This is a genomic window from Niveibacterium terrae (assembly GCF_048213115.1).
Taxonomy (GTDB): domain Bacteria; phylum Pseudomonadota; class Gammaproteobacteria; order Burkholderiales; family Rhodocyclaceae; genus Niveibacterium; species Niveibacterium terrae.
In genome coordinates, this window is sequence record NZ_CP172404.1 from 1,257,501 (window position 1) to 1,277,908 (window position 20,408).

18 protein-coding genes and 2 rRNA genes (1 of these 20 only partly in view) are annotated in these 20,408 nt (G+C 62.8%); 9 read left to right on the forward strand and 11 right to left on the reverse strand.

All coding sequences use genetic code 11. The features are described from left to right. Nucleotides 1–2,665: ribosomal RNA gene (locus ACHFB9_RS05645) — 23S ribosomal RNA — on the forward strand (it extends 221 nt beyond the left edge of the window). Between the two features lie 79 nt (nt 2,666–2,744). Next, nucleotides 2,745–2,858: ribosomal RNA gene (gene rrf, locus ACHFB9_RS05650) — 5S ribosomal RNA — on the forward strand. A 181-nt stretch (nt 2,859–3,039) separates the two neighbouring features. On the opposite strand, the gene ACHFB9_RS05655 is transcribed toward rrf, so the two are convergent. The 3 genes from ACHFB9_RS05655 to ybiB (ACHFB9_RS05665) form a co-directional block, all read right to left on the reverse strand. Further along, nucleotides 3,040–3,519 carry a thioredoxin family protein gene (locus ACHFB9_RS05655; protein WP_417070092.1) on the reverse strand — a complete coding sequence of 160 codons (480 nt, stop codon included), beginning with the start codon at nt 3,517–3,519 and terminating at the stop codon, nt 3,040–3,042. Between the two features lie 70 nt (nt 3,520–3,589). Further along, nucleotides 3,590–4,564, reverse strand: a complete 975-nt coding sequence (gene ybiB / locus ACHFB9_RS05660; RefSeq protein ID WP_417070094.1) for a DNA-binding protein YbiB — start codon at nt 4,562–4,564, stop codon at nt 3,590–3,592. A 268-nt stretch (nt 4,565–4,832) separates the two neighbouring features. Beyond that, the gene (gene ybiB, locus ACHFB9_RS05665) at nt 4,833–5,744 is read right to left on the reverse strand and encodes a DNA-binding protein YbiB (protein WP_417070096.1); all 912 of its coding nucleotides are present in this window, start codon (nt 5,742–5,744) and stop codon (nt 4,833–4,835) included. A 78-nt stretch (nt 5,745–5,822) separates the two neighbouring features. Here ybiB (ACHFB9_RS05665) and ACHFB9_RS05670 point away from each other — a divergent pair, with 78 nt between their 5' ends. Further along, nucleotides 5,823–6,710, forward strand: a complete 888-nt coding sequence (locus ACHFB9_RS05670; RefSeq protein ID WP_417070098.1) for an NAD(P)-dependent oxidoreductase — start codon at nt 5,823–5,825, stop codon at nt 6,708–6,710. Further along, nucleotides 6,710–7,168, forward strand: coding sequence for an LEA type 2 family protein (locus tag ACHFB9_RS05675; RefSeq protein WP_417070100.1), 459 nt, complete (start codon nt 6,710–6,712; stop codon nt 7,166–7,168). The genes ACHFB9_RS05670 and ACHFB9_RS05675 overlap by 1 nt, the downstream gene beginning before the upstream one ends. Here ACHFB9_RS05675 and ACHFB9_RS05680 read toward each other — a convergent pair. Then, entirely contained in the window at nt 7,165–8,457 is a 1,293-nt protein-coding gene (locus tag ACHFB9_RS05680) for an MgtC/SapB family protein (protein WP_417070102.1), read from the reverse strand. The genes ACHFB9_RS05675 and ACHFB9_RS05680 overlap by 4 nt on opposite strands. A 68-nt stretch (nt 8,458–8,525) precedes the next feature. Then, the gene (locus ACHFB9_RS05685; RefSeq protein ID WP_417070104.1) at nt 8,526–10,757 is read right to left on the reverse strand and encodes an EAL domain-containing protein; all 2,232 of its coding nucleotides are present in this window, start codon (nt 10,755–10,757) and stop codon (nt 8,526–8,528) included. A 263-nt stretch (nt 10,758–11,020) separates the two neighbouring features. On the opposite strand from ACHFB9_RS05685, the gene ACHFB9_RS05690 reads away from it, so the two are divergent. The 5 genes from ACHFB9_RS05690 (at nt 11,021) to ACHFB9_RS05710 (ending at nt 16,138) form a co-directional block, all read left to right on the forward strand. After that, nucleotides 11,021–11,266, forward strand: a complete 246-nt coding sequence (locus tag ACHFB9_RS05690; protein ID WP_417070106.1) for a PP0621 family protein — start codon at nt 11,021–11,023, stop codon at nt 11,264–11,266. Continuing rightward, entirely contained in the window at nt 11,263–12,822 is a 1,560-nt protein-coding gene (locus ACHFB9_RS05695) for a sensor histidine kinase (protein WP_417070108.1), read from the forward strand. Before ACHFB9_RS05690 ends, ACHFB9_RS05695 begins: the two co-directional genes overlap by 4 nt. Further along, nucleotides 12,803–14,179, forward strand: coding sequence for a sigma-54-dependent transcriptional regulator (locus tag ACHFB9_RS05700; protein ID WP_417070110.1), 1,377 nt, complete (start codon nt 12,803–12,805; stop codon nt 14,177–14,179). Before ACHFB9_RS05695 ends, ACHFB9_RS05700 begins: the two co-directional genes overlap by 20 nt. After that, complete coding sequence (gene ampD / locus ACHFB9_RS05705; RefSeq protein ID WP_417070112.1) at nt 14,176–14,784, forward strand: 1,6-anhydro-N-acetylmuramyl-L-alanine amidase AmpD; 609 nt, start codon at nt 14,176–14,178, stop codon at nt 14,782–14,784. The genes ACHFB9_RS05700 and ampD overlap by 4 nt, the downstream gene beginning before the upstream one ends. Before the next feature lie 592 nt (nt 14,785–15,376). Further along, nucleotides 15,377–16,138: a transglycosylase SLT domain-containing protein gene (locus ACHFB9_RS05710; RefSeq protein WP_417070113.1), complete on the forward strand. Its 762-nt coding sequence runs from the start codon at nt 15,377–15,379 to the stop codon at nt 16,136–16,138. A gap of 53 nt (nt 16,139–16,191) precedes the next feature. Here the strand turns inward: ACHFB9_RS05710 and hemF are convergent, their stop codons facing one another. The 6 genes from hemF to cydB all read right to left on the reverse strand — a co-directional run bounded on the left by hemF (nt 16,192) and on the right by cydB (nt 20,397). After that, nucleotides 16,192–17,130, reverse strand: a complete 939-nt coding sequence (gene hemF, locus ACHFB9_RS05715; RefSeq protein ID WP_417070115.1) for an oxygen-dependent coproporphyrinogen oxidase — start codon at nt 17,128–17,130, stop codon at nt 16,192–16,194. A gap of 45 nt (nt 17,131–17,175) precedes the next feature. After that, complete coding sequence (locus ACHFB9_RS05720) at nt 17,176–18,054, reverse strand: DMT family transporter (protein ID WP_417070117.1); 879 nt, start codon at nt 18,052–18,054, stop codon at nt 17,176–17,178. Nucleotides 18,055–18,177: 123 nt separating this feature from the next. Continuing rightward, complete coding sequence (locus ACHFB9_RS05725) at nt 18,178–18,801, reverse strand: MBL fold metallo-hydrolase (RefSeq protein ID WP_417070119.1); 624 nt, start codon at nt 18,799–18,801, stop codon at nt 18,178–18,180. 1 nt (nt 18,802) lies between these two features. Continuing rightward, nucleotides 18,803–19,087, reverse strand: coding sequence for a cyd operon YbgE family protein (locus ACHFB9_RS05730; protein ID WP_417070121.1), 285 nt, complete (start codon nt 19,085–19,087; stop codon nt 18,803–18,805). Then, nucleotides 19,071–19,202, reverse strand: coding sequence for a cytochrome bd-I oxidase subunit CydX (gene cydX, locus ACHFB9_RS05735; protein WP_417070122.1), 132 nt, complete (start codon nt 19,200–19,202; stop codon nt 19,071–19,073). Before cydX ends, ACHFB9_RS05730 begins: the two co-directional genes overlap by 17 nt. 55 nt (nt 19,203–19,257) lie before the next feature. After that, entirely contained in the window at nt 19,258–20,397 is a 1,140-nt protein-coding gene (cydB, locus tag ACHFB9_RS05740) for a cytochrome d ubiquinol oxidase subunit II (RefSeq protein ID WP_417070124.1), read from the reverse strand. Nucleotides 20,398–20,408: the final 11 nt, after the last annotated feature.

Below are 20,408 nucleotides of genomic sequence, written 5' to 3' on the forward strand. Positions count from 1 at the left end.
CAACCGAGATTCCCATAGTAGTGGCGAGCGAATTGGGATGAGCCTGTGCGTGATAATCGAAGTGTTAGTGGAACGGTCTGGAAAGTCCGGCAATAAAGGGTGATAGCCCCGTACGCGAAAACACATCGATGGTACTAAGCGCACGACAAGTAGGGCGGGGCACGAGAAACCTTGTCTGAATATGGGGGGACCATCCTCCAAGGCTAAATACTCGTAATCGACCGATAGTGAACAAGTACCGTGAGGGAAAGGCGAAAAGAACCCCGGGAGGGGAGTGAAATAGATCCTGAAACCGCATGCATACAAACAGTGGGAGCCTCCTTGTGGGGTGACTGCGTACCTTTTGTATAATGGGTCAGCGACTTACGTTCTGTAGCAAGCTTAACCGAATAGGGGAGGCGTAGCGAAAGCGAGTCTGAATAGGGCGACATAGTTGCAGGGCGTAGACCCGAAACCGGATGATCTATCCATGGCCAGGATGAAGGTTGGGTAACACCAGCTGGAGGTCCGAACCCACTAATGTTGAAAAATTAGGGGATGAGCTGTGGATAGGGGTGAAAGGCTAAACAAATCCGGAGATAGCTGGTTCTCCCCGAAAGCTATTTAGGTAGCGCCTCATGTATCACTCTCGGGGGTAGAGCACTGTAATCGTTGAGGGGGTCATTGCGACCTACCTCGCGATAGCAAACTCCGAATACCGAGAAGTGCGAGCATGGGAGACAGACCTGGGGTGCTAACGTCCTGGGTCAAGAGGGAAACAACCCAGACCGCCAGCTAAGGCCCCAAATGCGTGGCTAAGTGGAAAACGAAGTGGGAAGGCATAGACAGCTAGGAGGTTGGCTTAGAAGCAGCCACCCTTTAAAGAAAGCGTAATAGCTCACTAGTCGAGTCGTCCTGCGCGGAAGATGTAACGGGGCTCAAGCCACGAGCCGAAGCTGCGGATGTGTCTATGACACATGGTAGGGGAGCGTTCTGTAAGTCTGCGAAGGTGGATCGAGAGGTCTGCTGGAGATATCAGAAGTGCGAATGCTGACATGAGTAGCGATAAAACGGGTGAAAAGCCCGTTCGCCGAAAGCCCAAGGTTTCCTACGCAACGTTCATCGGCGTAGGGTGAGTCGGCCCCTAAGGCGAGGCAGAAATGCGTAGTCGATGGGAAACAGGTCAATATTCCTGTACCGCTCTTTAATGCGATGGGGGGACGGAGAAGGTTAGGTCAGCCGGGTGTTGGATGTCCCGGTTCAAGCCTGTAGGCGTGCTGCGTAGGCAAATCCGCGCGGCTTAGCTGAGGGGTGATAACGAGCGAACTTGTTCGCGAAGTGGCTAATACCAAGCTCCCAGGAAAAGCCTCTAAGCTTCAGTTAAAGAGTGACCGTACCGCAAACCGACACAGGTGGGCAGGTTGAAAATACCAAGGCGCTTGAGAGAACTCAGGAGAAGGAACTCGGCAAATTTATACCGTAACTTCGGGAGAAGGTATGCCTCATTAGCTTGTAGGAGAACATCCGAAGGGCGAAGAGGCCGCAGAGAATCGGTGGCTGCGACTGTTTAATAAAAACACAGCACTCTGCAAACACGAAAGTGGACGTATAGGGTGTGACGCCTGCCCGGTGCCGGAAGGTTAAGTGATGGGGTGCAAGCTCTTGATCGAAGCCCCGGTAAACGGCGGCCGTAACTATAACGGTCCTAAGGTAGCGAAATTCCTTGTCGGGTAAGTTCCGACCTGCACGAATGGCGTAACGATGGCCACACTGTCTCCTCCTGAGACTCAGCGAAGTTGAAATGTTTGTGAAGATGCAATCTCCCCGCGGCTAGACGGAAAGACCCCATGAACCTTTACTGTAGCTTTGCATTGGACTTTGACGGGACCTGTGTAGGATAGGTGGGAGGCTTTGAGACCAGGACGCTAGTTCTGGAGGAGCCGTCCTTGAAATACCACCCTGGTGTCGTTGAGGTTCTAACCTTGGTCTGTGAATCCAGATCGGGGACCGTGCATGGTAGGCAGTTTGACTGGGGCGGTCTCCTCCCAAAGAGTAACGGAGGAGTACGAAGGTCTCCTAGGTACGGTCGGAAATCGTACTGATAGTGCAATGGCAAAAGGAGGCTTGACTGCGAGACCCACAAGTCGAGCAGGTGCGAAAGCAGGTCATAGTGATCCGGTGGTTCTGTATGGAAGGGCCATCGCTCAACGGATAAAAGGTACTCTGGGGATAACAGGCTGATTCCGCCCAAGAGTTCACATCGACGGCGGAGTTTGGCACCTCGATGTCGGCTCATCACATCCTGGGGCTGTAGCCGGTCCCAAGGGTATGGCTGTTCGCCATTTAAAGTGGTACGTGAGCTGGGTTTAAAACGTCGTGAGACAGTTTGGTCCCTATCTGCCGTGGGCGCTGGAAGTTTGAGGGGGCCTGCTCCTAGTACGAGAGGACCGGAGTGGACGGATCTCTGGTGTACCGGTTGTCACGCCAGTGGCATTGCCGGGTAGCTAAATCCGGAAGAGATAACCGCTGAAAGCATCTAAGCGGGAAACTCGCCTCAAGATGAGACTTCCCTCGGGACTTGATCCCGCTAAAGGGTCGTGGAAGACCACCACGTTGATAGGCTGGGTGTGGAAGCGCAGTAATGCGTTAAGCTAACCAGTACTAATTGCCCGTGCGGCTTGATCCTATAACCTTGAGTAATCAAGGTGCGACGCAAGCTTTAATGTGCGACAATCGCAACCTAATTCATGCCTTTCCAGTTTCAGCCTGACGCCCATAGCGCTTTGGTCCCACTCCTTCCCATCCCGAACAGGACAGTGAAACGAAGCCGCGCCGATGATATTGCGCTTCTTGCGTGAGAAAGTAGGTCAGCGTCAGGCTACCCATTCCAACACCCCCTCGCCTCAAATGGCGCAGGGGGTGTTCTCGTTTACAAAGCCGGGAATGCGCAACGCAATGCTTGGCGCCGCCTGAGCCGGTCGGCTCTGCAAAGCCGACCGGACCCAAACTTCTCCCGCACGCGGGCGAGGGGCCTGCAAAAATGAGTGGGGTGAGCCCGTATCAGTGGGCGGCGAGCGTGTCGAATACGGCGAGAACCTCGGCCTCGCCCATTGATCGGGCCGAGGCCAGCTCGCCGGCGGCTGTCGCCTTGAGCAGCTGGCCCCTGGAGTCGAGCACTGCGACTGCGGGAATGCCCTTCTTGGTCGGGTTTCCGTAGCGATTGACGATGTCCATGTTGTGGTCCCAGTTGCCGATCTCGACCTTGGTCAAGACGAAGCGGCGGGAGAGCTTTTTGGCCACTTTATCGTTTGCCATCTGGCGTGCCAGCGCACGGCAATCCGGGCACCAGTTCGCACCGAAGATCACGAGAACCTGCCTTCTGGATGCCTTGGCCTTCGCAAGCGCGTGGGCGAGTTCGGCATTCGCATCCGCTTTTTCATCGTAGGCGGGCGCTTCGCTGGGCGTGGCCGCATGAACGCAGGGAGTGATGAAGGTGAACGCGGCGAAAAGCGCTGCGGCGGTAAGCTTCAAACGGGGCATCGGTAGTCCTGAATCAGTTCGGAAAGTCATTTTATCAACGGTGAAGGGCAGGATCTGCGGGCTTGGGCCATCACGAGTGCCGGCCGTAGCCGACCGCGACCATCGCCTTTGCGTGGTCCAGGTCGCTCGCGTAGCCGCTGGCGACGAAGCAGGCGGCAAGCTGGTTGGCGAGCGGGACAGGAGTCGGCTTCCGACCGTCCAGCATGTCGTCGATATACGCGGCAACTGCGACCGGATCGGCCGGGGTGGGAGTCTGCTGAGGGGAGGCTGGAAAGCTGTCCTCCTCATAGAGCACGCGACCCTCTCCGCCTGAAAACCAGCTGATCCGCGGCCGTCGCTCCGGATTCGCATAGGGCTCGCCATCGGTCGCCCGCATCAGTATCGCCTCGGAGCAAGTCGCGGCGAGTACCTGGGCGAGATTTTCGAGCATTCCGGTGTCGCTGGAGCAGATCAGGCGCAGGCTGTGGCCGGGCGCCGGATCGAGCAGGCGTGCGAGCTGGTGACCCAGGTTGCGTGCGCCCAGTTCGGTCCGCAATGCGAGCAGGCGGTCGAGCTCGGGGGAGAGCAACTGGGTCGGTAGCAGTGCGAGTTTGCGCATCGTCAGCGCTTCCTGGGCCTCGCTGATCGAACGTGCGGCTTCAAAGCCGAGCGCTTCGAAAACGGCGAAGCTGGGCGCGGGCGTCGAGTCGCCCAGTCCGCCATGCACGAGAACCGGGACGCCGGCACGCGCCAGCCTCAAGGCGAGCGCGGGCATCAGGTTGACCTGACGATGGTGGGCCGAATAGCTGGGAATGATCGCGAGTTTGCGCGGGCTGTTCGGCAATGCGAGGCGGCGCGTGACTGCGGTCAGGGCGCGGGCGAAGCCTGTCATCTCATCGCTGCTGCAGCCTTTCCAGCGCAGCGCGACCATCAGGGCTCCGAGCTGGAGTGGCGTAGCCTTTCCCTGCAGCACAGAGGACAGGAGCTGATGGGCTTCGTCGCATTCGAGATCTTCGCACGCGGCCGGCCCGCGCCCGATTTTGGCAAGCGCGGTGGTGACGTCCATCGATAAAACCTCCGTAAAGGGGTTGATTTGAATTCACGGCAGGCGATTGATCACCTTGCCTTTGTTGTGCTCTCGGAAGTGAGGCCGCGGAATATTTGCTCTGGGATTAGCAAGCGGCATGCCACGGGCGATGCGCTTGATGCTGCGGTCTTTGAGCGAAACCGCACACGGCGGTCACGCACCAGATTGGCGCGCGCTCCGGGCTGCTAGCATTGCTGCACCGCAATGGCGCAGCAGAGTGACTGTTTGGCCTGGACCTGGGCCGGGTTCAGGCGCGGGCCAGCGTGCTCAGCGCGCTAATCTGGTCCAGGATGGGCTGGGGGATGGGCTCATCGCCGGCGAGCATCGCGCGGATCAGCGCGGCGTTGGCCGGGTTCGACACCGCTTCACGCACTTCGCGTGCCGGATCGCCGTCCTCGGCGGGGAAGAGCTCACGCGCCTCGCCATTGAAAAATCCGAGCAAGCGGGGGCGACGGCGGGGCAGGGCATAAGCTTCGCCTTCACTGCCGCGCATCAGCAGCGCCCAGGCCTGTTCGCGCCCGAGCAGTGATGCGGTGCGCTCCATCGTTTCCGGGTGGGTCATCGGCAGAACCCGGACGCTGCGACCGCGGCAGGAATCGAGCAGTTTGACCAGCGTATGGCCGACATTGCGCACGCCCAGCCGGGGGCGCAGCGCGAGCAGTGCGGCGAGTTGCGGGCTCAGCGTGGCGAGGTGCAGACAGGCGATGCGCTCGCGGCCGAGCGCGCGTTCGGCGTCTTCGCGGGTTTGCTCTGGCGTGAGTCCGAGTTCGGCGAGCAGTCCGAAAGGGTCCAGTCGGTCGGCGAAGTCATGGAAACCATGGATCAGTACCGGAATGCCTTCGCGCGCGAGAAGCTGCGCGACCAGGGGCATCAGGTTCGCCTGACGGCGCGCACCGTTGTATGTGGGCAACAGCACGCAGCGCGGGCCATCGGGCACGCGCAGCTGGGGGGTGCGCGCGGCGAGCGCCCTCTGAAAGCCCGCGAGTTCGTCCACGTCTTCGCCCTTGATCCTCAACGACAGCAGGATCGCTCCCAGTTCGAGTTCGGGAACTTTCCCATCGAGGATATCGCCGAAAAGGGCCTCCGCCTGTTCCTGGGTCATCGCGCGCGCGCCCTTGGCGCCGCGGCCGATTTCCTTGATGATCGGGGCGTAGCTCATCGTCTCTTTCCTGTGAAGTTCGGTGCGAGTGTGACAAACGCTGCGACTTTGCGTTCGCGGCATCGCTGGAGTCAATCAATGAAAGTCGGTTTTATCGGTTTGGGAATCATGGGGCGCCCGATGGCGCTCAATCTGCTCAAAGGAGGGCATCAGCTCCATGTCTGGGCCAGGCGCTTGGAGTCGATGCAGCCATTGCTTGCGGCCGGAGCGAAACCGGCTTCGGGGGGCGCGGAGCTGGCGCGCGACTGCGACATCGTGATCAGCATGGTCGCCGATTCTCCCGACGTTGAGCAGGTCGCGCTCGGCGTGGGCGGCGTCGCCGAGGGCGCTGAAGCGGCAGGGAGAACCGACCTCATCTATATCGATATGAGCACGATCGCGCCGTCGTCGGTGCGCAGCATCGCGGCGCGGATGGCCGAGCGCGGTGTCACGATGCTGGATGCGCCGGTCTCGGGCGGTGAAGTCGGGGCGATAGCGGGTTCGCTGACGATCATGGTCGGTGGGGTCGAGGCTGCTTTCGAATGTGCCCGGCCAATCCTTGCCTGCATGGGGACGACAATTGCACGCATCGGCGAGAGCGGCGCCGGACAGGTCGCGAAAGCCTGCAACCAGATTCTGACCGGGGTCGGTGTCGCGATGGTCGCCGAAGCGATGCACTTCGCACGCTCCTCGGGTGTCGATCCGGCCAAGGTCCGCGAAGCGCTGCTGGGTGGTTTCGCATCGAGCCGCATCCTCGAGAACCACGGGCAGCGGATGCTGGATCGCAACTTCAAGGCCGGCTTCAAGTCGTGGATGCACCAGAAGGATCTACGCATCGTACTCGACGAAGCGCACAAGATGGGACTTGCGCTTCCGAACAGCGCGGCGACTTCGCAGATGCTCAATGCGACGGTCGGCTCTGGGATGGGGGACGACGATTCGATCTCTATCCTGCGCCTGCTCGAAACGCTGTCGGGACGCGCGTGATGAGCCGAATCAGGATTCTGGCCGCTCTGGCCGCGCTGTGTCTGATTCCGGGCTGCGCGCTGATGGCGCTGACTCTGGAGAAACCCGATGTCAGTCTGGTCGGCGTTGAGCTCGGCCCGACGACGCTGCTGGAGCAGCACCTGAAGCTGACGCTGAAAGTGAGCAATCCGAACACGCGCGACATCACCGTAGACGGGATGAGCTTTCGCGTCGAGGTCGGTGACCGCGAGCTGATCCACGGCCTGAGCAACAAGACCATCGTTCTGCCCCGGCTCGCCGAAGTCCGGATCCCGGTCGAGACCAGCGTGTCGCTGGCCGGCGTGCTCAAAGAGCTGCCCAATCTCCTCGGCGGCAAGCTTGGTTACCGCTTGCGCGGCGAAGTGATCACGCGTGACTTTGGCCGCCTGCCTTTCGACCGCAAGGGCGAGCTGGGCGCAGCGAAGGCGAAGCGCTCCTAAACGGCTAGAACCGTCGCGAGGATGCCGATTGCGAGCACTGCGGCGCTCGTCGGCAGCACGCGGCGGCGCAGCGCGGCGCTGCCCAGCACGACCGCCATGCCGCATTTGGTGACAGTGTTGGCCAGCGTTCCGGCGACGATCGCGGTCAGCGCGATCGCGATCTGGCTGTGATCCTGGCCAAGGCGGGTCATCGACAGCGTGATCGCATCGACGTCGGTCAGGCCGGCCAGAGCCGAGACCACGATCAGGCCTCCGCCGTGGAAGCTGCGCCGGGTCAGCTCGACCGCGACCAGCACGACTGCGAAAAGCAGGCCGAACTTGGTTGCAGCGATCAGGCTGAACGGGTTCTTCAAGGCCACCGCGCCGGCCGGCTCGGCGCCCGGTGCTCCGCTGCGCACGCTGCGCAGATAGAAGAAGCCGGCGGCGAGGCCGTTGACCGCGAACATCGCGAGAAAAGGCGCTAGCAGAGGGACCAGCATCGCCGGGTTGGTCAGCACGACCATCAGCAGCACGCGCAGATACATGATGGTCCAGGCAATCAGGATTCCCGAGGCGAGCGCATCGGCGGTCGCTTCGTCGGGGCGCTCGCGGCTCTCGCGGGCGAAGGACAGGCTCACCGCGGTCGAGGAGACGATTCCTCCGGAGAGGCCGGTGATCGCGGTGCCGTGGGCCGTGCCCAGCCAGCGGGTCGCGACATAGCCGGTCAGCGACAGCATCGAGATCAGCACGACAAGCAGCCAGAGCTTGTATGGGTTCAGCGTACCCAGCGGGTCGATCGCGTGGTCGGGCAGAAGCGGCAGCACGATGAAGCTTGCGATCAAGAGTTTCAGGCCCGCATAGATGTCCTCGGTGCCCAGTTTCGCGACGATGCCGTGCAAGGGCTGCTTGAAAGCGAGAACGGCCGTGTTCAGGATCGCCAGCGCGACCGCAATCGCCATCTGGTCGTGCATGACGGCTCCGCCGAGCAGGCAGACATTGATCGCTGCGACCTCGGTCGTCAGGCCCAGCGATTTCGGGTCCGCGCTGTGCTCCAGCGTATAGGCGGTTCCGACCAGCGCCGCGACAGCGATGACGGTGGCGACGAAGATCCATGGCATCGCGAGCAACTGCCCCAGCCAGGCCGAAACGGCTCCGGCCTCGGCGAAGAGCATGAAGGTGCGCATGCCCCCGAAAGTGATCTCGCGCGAAGCGCTCTTGTGCTTTTCGCGTTCGATGCCGACCAGCGCCCCGATCAGCAGGGCGGCGAGGAACTTCCAGGCGAGGCCGACGTCGAGCGTGGCAAGCGGCATCGTTCAGCGTACTCCATTGTCCGGATCCAGCTCAGGGCAGAGAGGTCTCTGGTCTGATCAGCTCAGGCTCACCTGCCTGCAAACACTACGTGGTTGGGTTTGCTCTCCAGCCATGCGTAGAGATGGCGCGTCTCCATCGGTCGCCCGAAGAGGAAGCCCTGGGCCTCCTCGCAGCCCAGTTCGACCAGAGCCTGGGCCTGATTCTGATCTTCTATCCCTTCGGCGATCACGGTCAGGCCCAGCCTGCGGCCGAGCTCGATCACCGTCTCGGGGATCTGGCGACCGCGCGGGTCGGTGCATATGTCGTGGACGAAGCTCTTGTCGATCTTGAGCCGGTGGACCGGGAGCTTTTGCAGATAGGCCAGAGACGAGAAGCCGGTTCCGAAATCGTCGATCGCCATCGTGACGCCCAGAGACGTCAGCCGGTGCAACTGGGCGCTGACAAAATCGGAATCCTCCATCGCCATCGATTCGGTGATTTCCAGCTCGATCAGGCTGGGCGACGCGCCGCTGTCCTCGAGCGCCTGGCGTACCGTATCGATGAATTCCGGGTGGCGGAACTGGGCGACCGAGACGTTGATCGCGACGCGCAGCGCAAAGCCCGCTCGCTCGAGCCGGCGTTGCTCGTGGCAGGCCATCCTCAGCACCCAGAGGCCAATTCCAACGATCAGGCCGGAATGCTCGGCGAGCGGGATGAAGCGCTCGGGCGGGACGAAGCGGCCATCGTCGGTGCGCCAGCGGATCAGCGTCTCGACGCCGACCGGCCGGCCCGTGGCGAGTTCGACCTGGGGTTGATACATCAGGAACAGACGTTCATTGTCGAAAGCCATGCGCAGCGCGTGCAGGAGCTTGACCCGCTCGCGGATCTCGATGTCCATCTCGCGGGTGAAGTAGCTGTATTCGCCGCGGTGGCTCTGTTTCGCCCGCTTCAACGCGATGCTGGTGCTCTTCAATGCGTCGCCGCCGCTGCCCTCTATATCTTCGAGCTTCAGGAAGCCCTGGGTCGTCGTGATCACGAGTTCATGTTCATCGACGTGGAAGGGATCGTGGAAGAGCAGCGACAGTGCGACCGGAGTGAGCTTGTCCGCATCGCCGAGCACACCGAAAGTATCGCCGGATATGCGCGCGATGATGCAGTCCGGCAGCCGCGCCGTCAGCCTGTCGGAGACGGCCTTGAGCAGATGATCGCCGAACTGGTGACCCAGCGCGTCATTGGTCTCGGCGAAACCGTCGATATCGATCAGCGCCGCGATCGCGTCGGTCTTGTGGCCGGAGATCACGCGTTCGTCCAGTTCGTGCAGGAAGCGCAGCCGGTTTGGAAGCCCGGTTAGCGGATCGAAATAGGCGAGGTTGTGCAGTTTCGAGTAGAGCGTGGTGTTTTCGAATCCGATCGTGATGTTCGCGCAGAACACTTCGAGCAGGTGACGATCGAAACTTTCAATCTTGCGCTGGTTCTCCAGGTAGATGGCGATTCGTCGGCCGTGGCCTTCGAGCAGCAGCGTTGTCGAGTGCGCCGCGTAGCAGCTCTCGCCGCTGCCCAGTGCCTGTTCGATCGCTCCCCTCACCTCGGGGTCGGCGATTTCGGCGAGGGGGTGGTTGATCTGCTCGCTGTACTTGCCTGCGGCCGCGATCACCTGCATTCCCGCCTCGCCCGTCTCGGTTTCGCGGGCACAGATCAGGCCTTCGGGGGGCAGGTCGAGCAGCGCAGCGATCTGGGTGATGACTCCTGAGGCGAAATTCTTCAAACCCCGCTGTTCCATCAGCTCGCCGGAGGCGCGGACGATCATCTCCAGACCGCGGCGGCTCGCGTTGATCGCGCGGATCTGCTCATAGGAGCGGATCGCGACGGTCAGCGTCGTGTAGAGCCGGGTGTGGGTCAGCTCAGACTTGGTCTTGTAGTCGTTGATGTCGTAGTTGCGGATCGCCTGTATCTCGGGCGCGTAGCCGGGCTGGCCCGTGCGCAGCACGATGCGCAGTTCGGAGAGCTTCAAGTCTTCGCGGATTGTGCGCACCAGTTGCAGACCCGCATCCTCGCTCTCCATCACGACGTCGAGCAGGATCACCGCGATGTCCTTTTCGCGGGTCAGCAGCTCCTGGGTTTCGGCGGCGCTGTAGGTGTGAAGGAACTCGAGCGGTCGATCGAGAATCCGCGTGCTCTTGAGCGCGAGCTTGGTGGCCGAGTGCACGTCCATGTCGTCGTCTACGATCAGAACGCGCCATCCCTTTTCGTCCTCAGCGGCCTCTCCGGTGGCTTCGGGCGCGAAGACCAGTTCGTCGTCAGCGATCGTATCGGCTGTCACGGTTTGTCCCCTTCTTTCGAATTTCGACCCAGACGTCCAGCGGCTCAATGGATACATCAGTCAAGTCAACGGACATTTGAGCGGCGACTTGAGCGCATCCCTGCGAGGGCAGGAGTGCGCGAGCGGCGCTCTTTGTCCAGCGTAAATCTTTGCAGCTGAATTTGCTGCAAATCTCGAAGCTGTCTTCGCGATTTTTCGCGTGGGACGGCCAGACACCGCGGCGGTGTTAGACTTCCTCGCTGGATTTCCCCGGGCTGATCGCTGTGCGTTATCTCCTTCTCTTCCTGCTGGGGCTGTTCGCAGTCTGGACTCTGCGCCGCACTGTCGAGGGCGGTTTGCGCCGTCGTCACCAAGGCCAGCCCGCGCCGCGCGCCCTACCCGAGACGATGCGCGAATGCGCGCATTGCGGGCTTCATGTCCCCGAGAGCGAAGCGGAGCGCGACGGCGAACACTTCTATTGCAGCCCGGCGCACCGACGCGCAGGGCCACGCGACAGATCCCCGCGATGACGCTCAATCCTGGACAGGACTGGCAGCCGGCCGAGTCGCGCTGGGAATCACTGCGCTACTACAGCCTCTATCGGCTGATCGCCGCGAGCGGTCTGGCCTTCATGGGGCGGGTCTTCATCAGCGCCGATGAGGGCGGAGGCGCCTGGGGTCTGATTCTCGGCTTCTACTTCTCGGCCGCGGTCGCGCTGCTCTATTTTCTGCGCATGGGGCGGCTGCGCTTCGTCTGGATCCTGAACCTGCACATCGTTGTCGATCTGCTCGCTCTGGGCGCACTGATGTATGTCGGCGGGGGGCACCGTAGCGGCATTCCCTATATGGTGATGGTCGTCGTCGCGGCGGGAGGGCTGCTCGGCGAAGGCCGGCTGGTCTTCTTCTATGCTTCGCTTGCGTCGCTGACGGTGCTGGTCGTGCAGATCCTTGGCGCGCTGAAGCTTCAGGTCGATCCGGTCGCGGACTTCACCGCGGTCGGCCTGATCTGCGTCGGTTTTTTTGCGATCGCTCTGGTCGCGCGGCTTTTGGCGACCCGGGCGCTGGCCAACGAGAAGCTTGCGCATCTGCGTGGCAATGCTCTGCTGCGCCAGACTCGGGTCAATGAAAAAGTGATTGCGGATCTGAACGATGGGGTTCTGGTTCTGGACAGTGCTGGGCTCATCCTGCAGATCAATCCGAAGGCGGCGATCCTGCTCGGCGACAAGCCTGAAGCCGGAATGCCTCTCGCGGCGCTGGCGCCCGAACTCGACGGGGCGGTTCGCGAAGGCCAGCGCATCCTGAGGCTCACGCAGAGCGGTCAAGCGGTCAGGTTGCGCAGCTTGAAGATTGGTCCGGGGGAGGACACGGTCGTCTATCTCGAAGACCTCGAACGGCTGGAGCGTGAAGCCCAGCAGATCAAGCTTGCTGCGCTGGGAAGGCTCACCGGCAGCATTGCCCACGAGATTCGCAATCCCCTTGCGGCGATCAGCCACGCAAGCGAACTGATGGCTGAGGAGAAGCGCGCTGATGTCCAGGCCAGGCTGACCCGGATCATTCAGGACAACACCCGGCGGATCGAGCGGATGGTCCGCGATGTGCTCGAACTCGGCAGGCGCGACCGCTGCACTCCGGAAACGATCACGCTGGACAGCTTTATCGCGGGCTTTCTCGTCGATAGCGAAACCTACGAGGGTTTGACGCCCGGGGTGGTCGCCTATCATGGCCTGGCCGGTTTGAAGATCCAGTTCGACCGTATCCATCTTCAGCAGTTGCTCTGGAATCTGGTCGGCAATGCGCGTCGCTTCTGCAGTGGCGCTCCGGGGGCGATACGGATTGACGCCCGCGGGCTGCCGGAAGGGCGGATTGAACTGAAAATTCAGGACGATGGCCCCGGAGTGTCGCTCGCGATGAGAAGCCGGATCTTCGAACCTTTCTTTACAACCGATTCGCGCGGTACCGGCCTGGGGCTCTACATCGCCCGGGAACTCGCCAGTGCGAACGATGCCCTGCTGGAACTCTGCGAGTCGGAGTCCGGCGCCTGTTTCTGTCTTACCGCCGAGGGAGCGAATGATCTGCGCCACGAATGAACGCCGCACTTCTGCTGATGCCGCCGTTCTGGTCGTCGACGACGAGGAGGATATTCGGGAGTTGCTTGAGCTGACTCTGCTCAGGATGGGGCTGAGAAGCGAGTCGGCGGGTACTCTGGCCGAAGCGCGCGCCTTGCTCGAACGCGGCCATTTCAAGCTCTGCCTGACCGATATGCGCCTTCCCGATGGCGAAGGCATCGAACTCGTTCGCGAGATCGCCGAAAAGCATCCCTATCTGCCGGTCGCCGTGATCACCGCTTTCGGCAGCATGGAGAACGCGGTTCAGGTGCTCAAGGCCGGCGCATTCGATTACCTGTCCAAACCGGTCTCGCTCGAACAGATCCGCGCGCTGGTCAAATCGGTCTTCGAACTGCCCAAGGCTGAGGCCGGCGCCCGGCCGCTTGCCGCGAGTGCGCTGACCGGAGAGTCGCCGGCGATGCTCCAGGTCAGGTCGATGATCGAGCGTCTCTCGCGCAGCCAGGCGCCGATTCATATCAGTGGCGAGTCGGGTAGCGGCAAGGAAAGGGGGGCTCGGCAGATCCACGAACTGGGCCCGCGGGCAGCGGGGCCTTTTGTAGCCGTCAACTGCGGCGCGATTCCCGAAAACCTGATGGAGAGCGAGTTCTTCGGCTACCGCAAAGGGGCGTTTACCGGGGCCGATGCCGACCGGGATGGCTTCTTCCAGGCCGCGAACGGTGGCACGCTCTTCCTCGACGAAGTCGGTGACCTGCCTCTGACGATGCAGGTCAAGCTGTTGCGCGCGATCCAGGAAAAGCGTGTGCGCCGGCTCGGCGACACCGCCGAGCAGGCGGTCGATCTGCGCATCATCAGTGCGACGCACCGCAACCTGAAGGAACTGGTTGATCAGGGGCGCTTTCGGCAGGACCTTTTCTATCGTCTCAACGTGATCGAACTGCATATGCCGTCCTTGCGCGAACGCCGCGAGGACATCCCCGGTCTCGTCGATACGCTGCTCAGACGCCTCGCCAGCGACAGCGGCCTGCCCGTGCCCGGGGTTCAACCCGATGCGCTTGCGGCGCTGTCCGCCTATTCCTTCCCGGGAAATGTCCGCGAGCTCGAGAACATCCTCGAGAGGGCGTTGGCCCTGCATTCGGACGGCCGGATAGAAGTCGAGGATCTGCACATCGAACCCGATGAGGGCGAGGAGTCAGGCGCGGTGGACGGAGTGCTCAGACAGAGCGAGTCACTTCAGGACTACCTCGACCGTGTCGAGAAGGCCGCGATCCTCGATGCAATCGAGAAGACGCACGGCAACCGCACCGCGGCGGCGCGGCTGCTCGGCGTGACTTTCCGCTCGCTGCGCTACCGGCTCGAACGGCTGGGGATCAATGAATGACTGAGCGTGTGAAGGTGCGCGGGCAGGCGGTCAGTCTGGGCGCCGCGCCGGAGCTGTATCGGAGCGATGCGCAAGGCTGGCTGTCCGGAGTGCGCCGGGTGCCTTCGCCGAATTTCGATTCCCGTCCCGAGGGCTCGGTCATCGATCTGCTTGTCGTCCATGCGATCAGCTTGCCGCCCGAACAGTTCGGCGGTCCGGGAATCGAGCAGCTCTTCACCAACACCCTCGATCCGCTGGAACACCCCTACTACGAGGGGATTCATGCGCTGCGCGTCTCCTCCCATCTGCTGGTCAGGCGCGGCGGCGAAGTGCTGCAGTTCGTACCGTGCCTGGAGCGGGCCTGGCACGCCGGCGTGTCCTCATTTGCCGGCAAGAGCCGCTGCAATGATTTTTCGCTCGGCATCGAACTCGAAGGTAGCGATGCTCAGCCCTTCGAAGCGGTTCAGTACCGCGTACTCGCAGCGCTGATCACTTCGCTGGCCCGGTGCCACCCGCTCGCCGATGTCGTCGGACACAGCGATGTCGCTCCCGGCCGCAAGACCGATCCAGGCCCCCACTTCGACTGGGCGAAGCTTGTCGAAGATTTGTCAGTGCTGCGCGAATGAGGGCTTGATCCGCGCCCAAGTGAGCATTTTTCGATGTTCCCGGCCGGGAAACTCGCTTATCTTCGTGCTCGCGGGCTCGGGTTTTGTCGCCTCTCCATCAGGGGGCGGAAGGCTGGGGTCTGCTGGTTTTCCCGGATTATGGGTGCTGGCGCGTCGGGCTGGGCTGCCGGGGAGGCGATGAATCCTCGGACAGTGAGGCGGGGAGCGGGTTTTCGGTGTCTTTTTGTGGGCCGATGTATTGCAGTGTGGCAACAATGTCACATATCATATACGGTTCCCTCGCTCGCCGATTTGACAAAATCGCGTCAAATCAATAAAGTGCAGCCACGCTTGGTGGTCGGCCCGTGATGCCGATGCACCCATTTCCTAGTCGCGCATCGGTTCTCCACCGCAGTGGATGCACCGACAACATGTAGTTTTGCGCCCTGAGCTGTCGCGCCGCATCCCCCAACCGGCGCGTCGTTTCGACCTTTGACCACTCTGCGTGGCAATGCCGCGCTGCGAAGACCGCCCTTGTCGTTTCGAGGTCGTCGGTTTCGTTCGTCGGTGGAATCCTCTGGAGTCCGCCGCAAGAGCCTGAGAAGGAGAGCTGATGTTCAACTCATCCCGTTTGTCCGTTGCCGCCCGGTATGTCGGCGCTTTTTTGTTGCAGTTTGCCCACGGTGGCCTCGTTGTCGCTGGTTTGATCGTTACCGTCCTCATCGGGTTTCGCGTTGCCGACCACGGCTGGACGGGTGTCAATGTCCCTTCGCTGTTCGGACGCGCCGAAGCCTCCGTTCCCAGCGTGGATCAACTGACTCCGGGTGATCTGGCCGAAACGGCCCAGGTTGCGGAGGCCGAAGAAGAAGCTTCGCCCGAGCCCGAGTCCAAGCCCCTGCCGCCAAAGCTGTCGTCCGATATGGTCAGGGTGACCCGCTATCTGGCGCGCCGTTATCACGTCTCGCGTGCCGCGGTCGAACCTCTGGTTCTGGCCGCCAAGACCGCGGGGGAGAGCGTTGATCTCGACCCTCTGCTGATCATCGCGGTGGTCGGCGTCGAGTCCGGCTTCAATCCTTTCGCCGAGAGCGCTTTCGGTGCCCAGGGGCTGATGCAGGTCGTGCCCCGTTACCACAAGGACAAGATCGACCCTCAGGTCGGTCATCATCCTCTGCTCGACCCGGCCGAGAACATCCGGGTTGGCGCGAAGGTCCTGAAGGAGTCGATCAGCCGCAATGGTTCGCTGGTCGCCGGTCTCCAGCAGTACGCCGGAGCGGCAACCGATCCGGCCACCGCTTACGCCAGCCGCGTGATCGCTGAGAAGCAGCGTCTGCATGTTGCGATGAAGGCGGGAACCAAGCTCGCTTCGGCGAACTGAACGCTCCGCTTCGCACTGAAAAGCCGCCCGGCGTAAGCCCGGCGGCTTTTTTTCTAGGCTGGTCCGGCGAGCCAGTCGCGCGCGATCAGAAATTCGTCGAGCGCGGCTTCGGGACTACCCGGCTCGGCCTGCCAGTCATAGCGCCACTTCGCGAGTGGTGGCAGCGACATCAGGATCGACTCGACTCTTCCTCCGGAGTGCAGACCGAACAGCGTGCCGCGGTCGCAGACGAGGTTGAACTCGACGTAGCGGCCGCGCCGCCAGGCCTGGAAGTCGCGTTCGCGCTCGCCATAGGGAGTGGCGCGGCGACGCTCGACAATGGGGCGGTAGGCGGGAAGGAAGTGTTCGCCGACCGAGCGGGTCAGCGCAAAGGCTTTCTCGAAACCGATCTCTGCCGTTGCACCCAGATCGTCAAAGAAGATCCCGCCGACTCCGCGCGCTTCGTTGCGGTGCTTGATGAAGAAGTAGCGGTCGCACCAGAGCTTGAAGCGGGGATGGAACTCGTCGCCGAAAGGCGAGAGCGCGTCGCGGCAGACGCGGTGGAAATGGCGCGCATCCTCCGCATCGGCGTAGTACGGAGTCAGATCCATGCCACCGCCGAACCACCAGACGGGCTCGCTTCCGTGCGGCCTCGCGACGAAGAAGCGCACATTCATATGCACTGTCGGCACGTGGGGATTGCGCGGGTGAAGCACCAGCGAGACCCCCATCGCCTCGTAGGGGGCGCCGGCGAGCTCGGGGCGGTGCGCGCTCGCCGAAGCGGGGAGCGAGGCGCCTTCGACGTGTGAGAAATTGCATCCGCCGCGCTCGAAGAGATCGCCTTCCTCGATCAGCCGGGTGATTCCGCCTCCCCCCTCGGGGCGCTGCCAGCGGTCGGTCAGGAAGGGCTTGCCGTCCAGCGCGCCCAGTTCAGCGCAGAGCGCTTCCTGAAGCGAGAGCAAACTGGCCTTGACCGCCGCTGAATCGAAACTTTTGGTGCCGGTATTCTGCATAGCAGGCAGACCGTGGGAGGGCGAAAAGATTCCCGCGCCCGGGTTTCAGCTCTTCAGCACGAGGGTACAGGCAGCAAGGATCAGCGCGCCTCCGGCGAGCGTTCCCCGACCCAAGGGCTCCGCGAGCACAGCCGCGCCGACCAGCGCCGTCACGACGGGCTCGAAGGTCGAGAGCACGGCGGCGCGGGCCGGACCGAGACGGCGCAGGCCGGCAAGATAGGCGCTGATGCCGATCACGGACGAGACCAGAGCGAGGCCCAGTGCGCCCGCCCAGGCTTGTGGGCTGTGCGGCAGGCTGGGGCCGCTGGGCAGGGTCAGCACCAGCATGCTCAGGGCGCTGGCCGAGCTGACGACGGCGGCTTGGGTAAGGGCGGGCACTGTGGCCGGCAGAGTGCGTCCGGCGATCGTGTAGAGCGCGTAGATAATCCCGGAGGCGATGCCTAAAACAAGCCCCAGCGGCTTTGCGCCGCCCGCGTAGCCGATCGTTAGTGCGCAGCCGGTCAGCGCCAGAGTCAGCGCGAGCAGCCGGCGGACAGAGGGGCGCTCACCGAGCAGCGGCCAGCACAGGATTACGACGAAAGCCGGGTAGAGGTAGAGCAACAGCGAGACGACGACGCCCGGCGCGAGCGTCAGGGCCCAGAAATAGCACAGCGCGACGCCCGAGTAGCCGAACATCCCCATTGCGATCAGGGTCAGCAGCGTGCGCCCGCGCGGCAGTTCGAGCTTGCGCCAGAGCACGAAGGCCCAGAGCACGAAGGCCCAGAGCAGCGGGGAGGCCAGCGTGAAGCGCAGGCTCAAGAGCTCTGGCGGGCTGATTCCGTCGCGGTAGGGTGCGGCCGAGAAGAGCGGCATCAGCCCGAAGCTTGCCGCAGCGACGAGGATCAGGGCGGGACCGCTCAGTCTGGCGTGGGCGTGCAGGGGCATCGTGACCGTCAGTGACCGGGACGCAATGGCGATGCGTCAGTCTACACGCGGCAAGCCGGCCCAGGCCGGCAAAGCCCCGCGTGGATGCGATAGCGGGGATGCGTTTTTCGATATGAACAGCCGTCAGTCGCGCGCCCTGTTGCGCATGTCAGTCACGAAGGCCTCGCGGCTCAGGCCCGAGAAGGATGTGTTCATCCTCCTCTCCTCGGCGACGGTCGAGACGGTCCGGCCCCGGTAGTCGTGAGCGGGGAAGAGCAGGGTTTCGTCGGGCAGCGTGAAGATGTGCCCGGTCACGCTGTCATACATCGCGCCCGGATCGGTCTCGTCGACCGGCTGACCGCAGCCGTTGATCTCCATCACGTCGCCGCAGAAGAGCCGATCACGCCACAGATAGCTGACGCAGCCCGGCGTGTGGCCGGGCGTCGCGAGGATACGGACCGCTTCCGTGCCGAATCCGACTTCGTCACCGTCCACGAAATGCCGGTCCGCGGGCGCGCACAGCGCCGCCTCGCCCTGACCGACGACAAGGCCGGGCAGGCCCAGCAGAGGGCTCTCGTACTGACGGCCGGGGTGGACGTGGGTACGCAGCAGGTGGCGCAGCGTGAGCGCCTGCTCCTGCAGGATCGCGAGCAGCAGCAGCGCGTGGCTGGGCAGGGGATCGATCGCGACCGCCTCGCCGCTCGCCCGATCGGCCAGTAGATAGCACAGCGAGGCGGTTGCGGGATCCTGGATCTGACGAAAGTACATCTCAGAAGACCTGAGCCAGGCGCATGATGCCCAGAGCCAGCGCCAGCAGCGTCGCCCAACCCGACAGCAGCAGACGGGCGATCCTGTTTTTCGGAACCAGCCCGACTCCGCGGGTGAAGCCCGCCGACATCGCCCAGCACAGCAGCATCAGGCCAGGGTGGTCGGCATGGCCGTTGCGGCCGACCACCAGCGGTGGATAGAAGCTCAGTGCGATCATGATCGCGAGCGCGACCGCGAGTGGCAGCAAAGCGATGCCGGGCCGGCCGGTCTCAGTATTGGACGCCATCGGTTTCTTCGCGCATGGAGTCCTCACGCGCTTGTTCATGCTCACCCCACATCGCATTCAGGATTCCGAGCAGGACCGCAAAGCCGATTCCCAATACCCAGGCGAAATACCACATGTTTTCTCCTTGTCGCCCGGGCGCAGGTGGCGCGACCGGGCTGTTCAGAATGATCTCAGTAAGCGCTGTGCTTGTTCTTGCCGATGAAGTCCGCGGTGACCTTGCCGCGCATCACGCGGTAGGCCCAGCCGGTGTAGAAGACGATCAGCGGGATGAAGATCACGACGACGACGAGCATGATGGCCAGAGTCATATAGCTTGACACGCTGTCCCAGACCGTCAGGCTGGAGCGCGGATCGCTGGACGAGGGCATCACGAACGGGAACATCGAGACGCCCGCCGTGCCGATCACTCCGGCCATTCCCAGCGCCGAGGCGATGAAGGCGGACAGGGTCCAGCCCAAGCGCAGCGCGAACAGCGCGAGCAGCGCGCCGGCGAAGCCGACGACCGGAACCGCGATCGCGATCGGCCACTGCTGGTAATTGGCGAGCCAGGCTCCGGCGGCGCGGACGACTTCCTTGGCGAGCGGATCGGCAGGGCCGCCCGGCGCCACGGCCGACGTGATCTTGTAGCCCTCGATGCCGGTTGCGACCCAGACTCCGGCCACGGCAAAGCAGAGCAGCATCACGATCAGCGCGACCTGAGCGCTGCGGCTCGCACGGCTCTGGACTTCCCCTTCGGTTCGGTGGGCCAGGTAGATGCCGCCGTGGGCTGTGATCATCGCGCTGGACACGACGCCGCAGAGCAGCGCGAAGGGGTTCAGCAGAGCCCAGAAGCTGCCCGTATAGGTCGAGACCATCCCCTCGTCGAAGCTGAACGGAACGCCCTGGAGCACGTTGCCGAACGCGACGCCGAAGATCAGCGGGGGCACGAAGCCGCCGACAAACAAACCCCAGTCCCAGGTCTGGCGCCAGCGCGGATCGTCGATCTTGCTGCGGTAGTCGAAGCCGACCGGACGGAAGAACAGCGCCCACAGCACCGCGAGCATTGCCCAGTAAAAGCCGGAGAAGGCGGTCGCGTAGATCAGCGGGAAGGCCGCGAAGATCGCTCCGCCGGCGGTGATGAACCAGACTTGGTTGCCGTCCCAGTGCGGGCCGACCGTGTTGATGATGACTCGGCGTTCGACGTCGCTGCGGCCGACGAAGGGCAGCAGAGTGCCGACTCCCATGTCATGGCCGTCCATGACCGCGAAGCCGATCAGCAGTACGCCGATCAGCACCCACCAGATGACTTTCAGGGTTTCGTAATCAAGCATGTCAATCCTCG

Excerpts from the sequence above, each read along its gene's own strand:
- ACHFB9_RS05730 (WP_417070121.1), bottom strand. The coding sequence starts at position 19,087 with ATGGCGTCCAATACTGAGACCGGCCGGCCCGGCATCGCTTTGCTGCCA.
- cydB (WP_417070124.1), bottom strand. The coding sequence starts at position 20,397 with ATGCTTGATTACGAAACCCTGAAAGTCATCTGGTGGGTGCTGATCGGC.
- ACHFB9_RS05680 (WP_417070102.1), bottom strand. The coding sequence starts at position 8,457 with ATGCCGCTTGCCACGCTCGACGTCGGCCTCGCCTGGAAGTTCCTCGCC.
- ACHFB9_RS05655 (WP_417070092.1), bottom strand. The coding sequence starts at position 3,519 with ATGCCCCGTTTGAAGCTTACCGCCGCAGCGCTTTTCGCCGCGTTCACC.
- ACHFB9_RS05725 (WP_417070119.1), bottom strand. The coding sequence starts at position 18,801 with ATGTACTTTCGTCAGATCCAGGATCCCGCAACCGCCTCGCTGTGCTAT.
- ACHFB9_RS05695 (WP_417070108.1), top strand. The coding sequence starts at position 11,263 with ATGACGCTCAATCCTGGACAGGACTGGCAGCCGGCCGAGTCGCGCTGG.
- ACHFB9_RS05675 (WP_417070100.1), top strand. The coding sequence starts at position 6,710 with ATGAGCCGAATCAGGATTCTGGCCGCTCTGGCCGCGCTGTGTCTGATT.
- ACHFB9_RS05670 (WP_417070098.1), top strand. The coding sequence starts at position 5,823 with ATGAAAGTCGGTTTTATCGGTTTGGGAATCATGGGGCGCCCGATGGCG.
- ampD (WP_417070112.1), top strand. The coding sequence starts at position 14,176 with ATGACTGAGCGTGTGAAGGTGCGCGGGCAGGCGGTCAGTCTGGGCGCC.
- hemF (WP_417070115.1), bottom strand. The coding sequence starts at position 17,130 with ATGCAGAATACCGGCACCAAAAGTTTCGATTCAGCGGCGGTCAAGGCC.
- ybiB (WP_417070096.1), bottom strand. The coding sequence starts at position 5,744 with ATGAGCTACGCCCCGATCATCAAGGAAATCGGCCGCGGCGCCAAGGGC.
- ybiB (WP_417070094.1), bottom strand. The coding sequence starts at position 4,564 with ATGGACGTCACCACCGCGCTTGCCAAAATCGGGCGCGGGCCGGCCGCG.
- ACHFB9_RS05700 (WP_417070110.1), top strand. The coding sequence starts at position 12,803 with ATGATCTGCGCCACGAATGAACGCCGCACTTCTGCTGATGCCGCCGTT.
- ACHFB9_RS05720 (WP_417070117.1), bottom strand. The coding sequence starts at position 18,054 with ATGCCCCTGCACGCCCACGCCAGACTGAGCGGTCCCGCCCTGATCCTC.
- ACHFB9_RS05710 (WP_417070113.1), top strand. The coding sequence starts at position 15,377 with ATGTTCAACTCATCCCGTTTGTCCGTTGCCGCCCGGTATGTCGGCGCT.
- cydX (WP_417070122.1), bottom strand. The coding sequence starts at position 19,202 with ATGTGGTATTTCGCCTGGGTATTGGGAATCGGCTTTGCGGTCCTGCTC.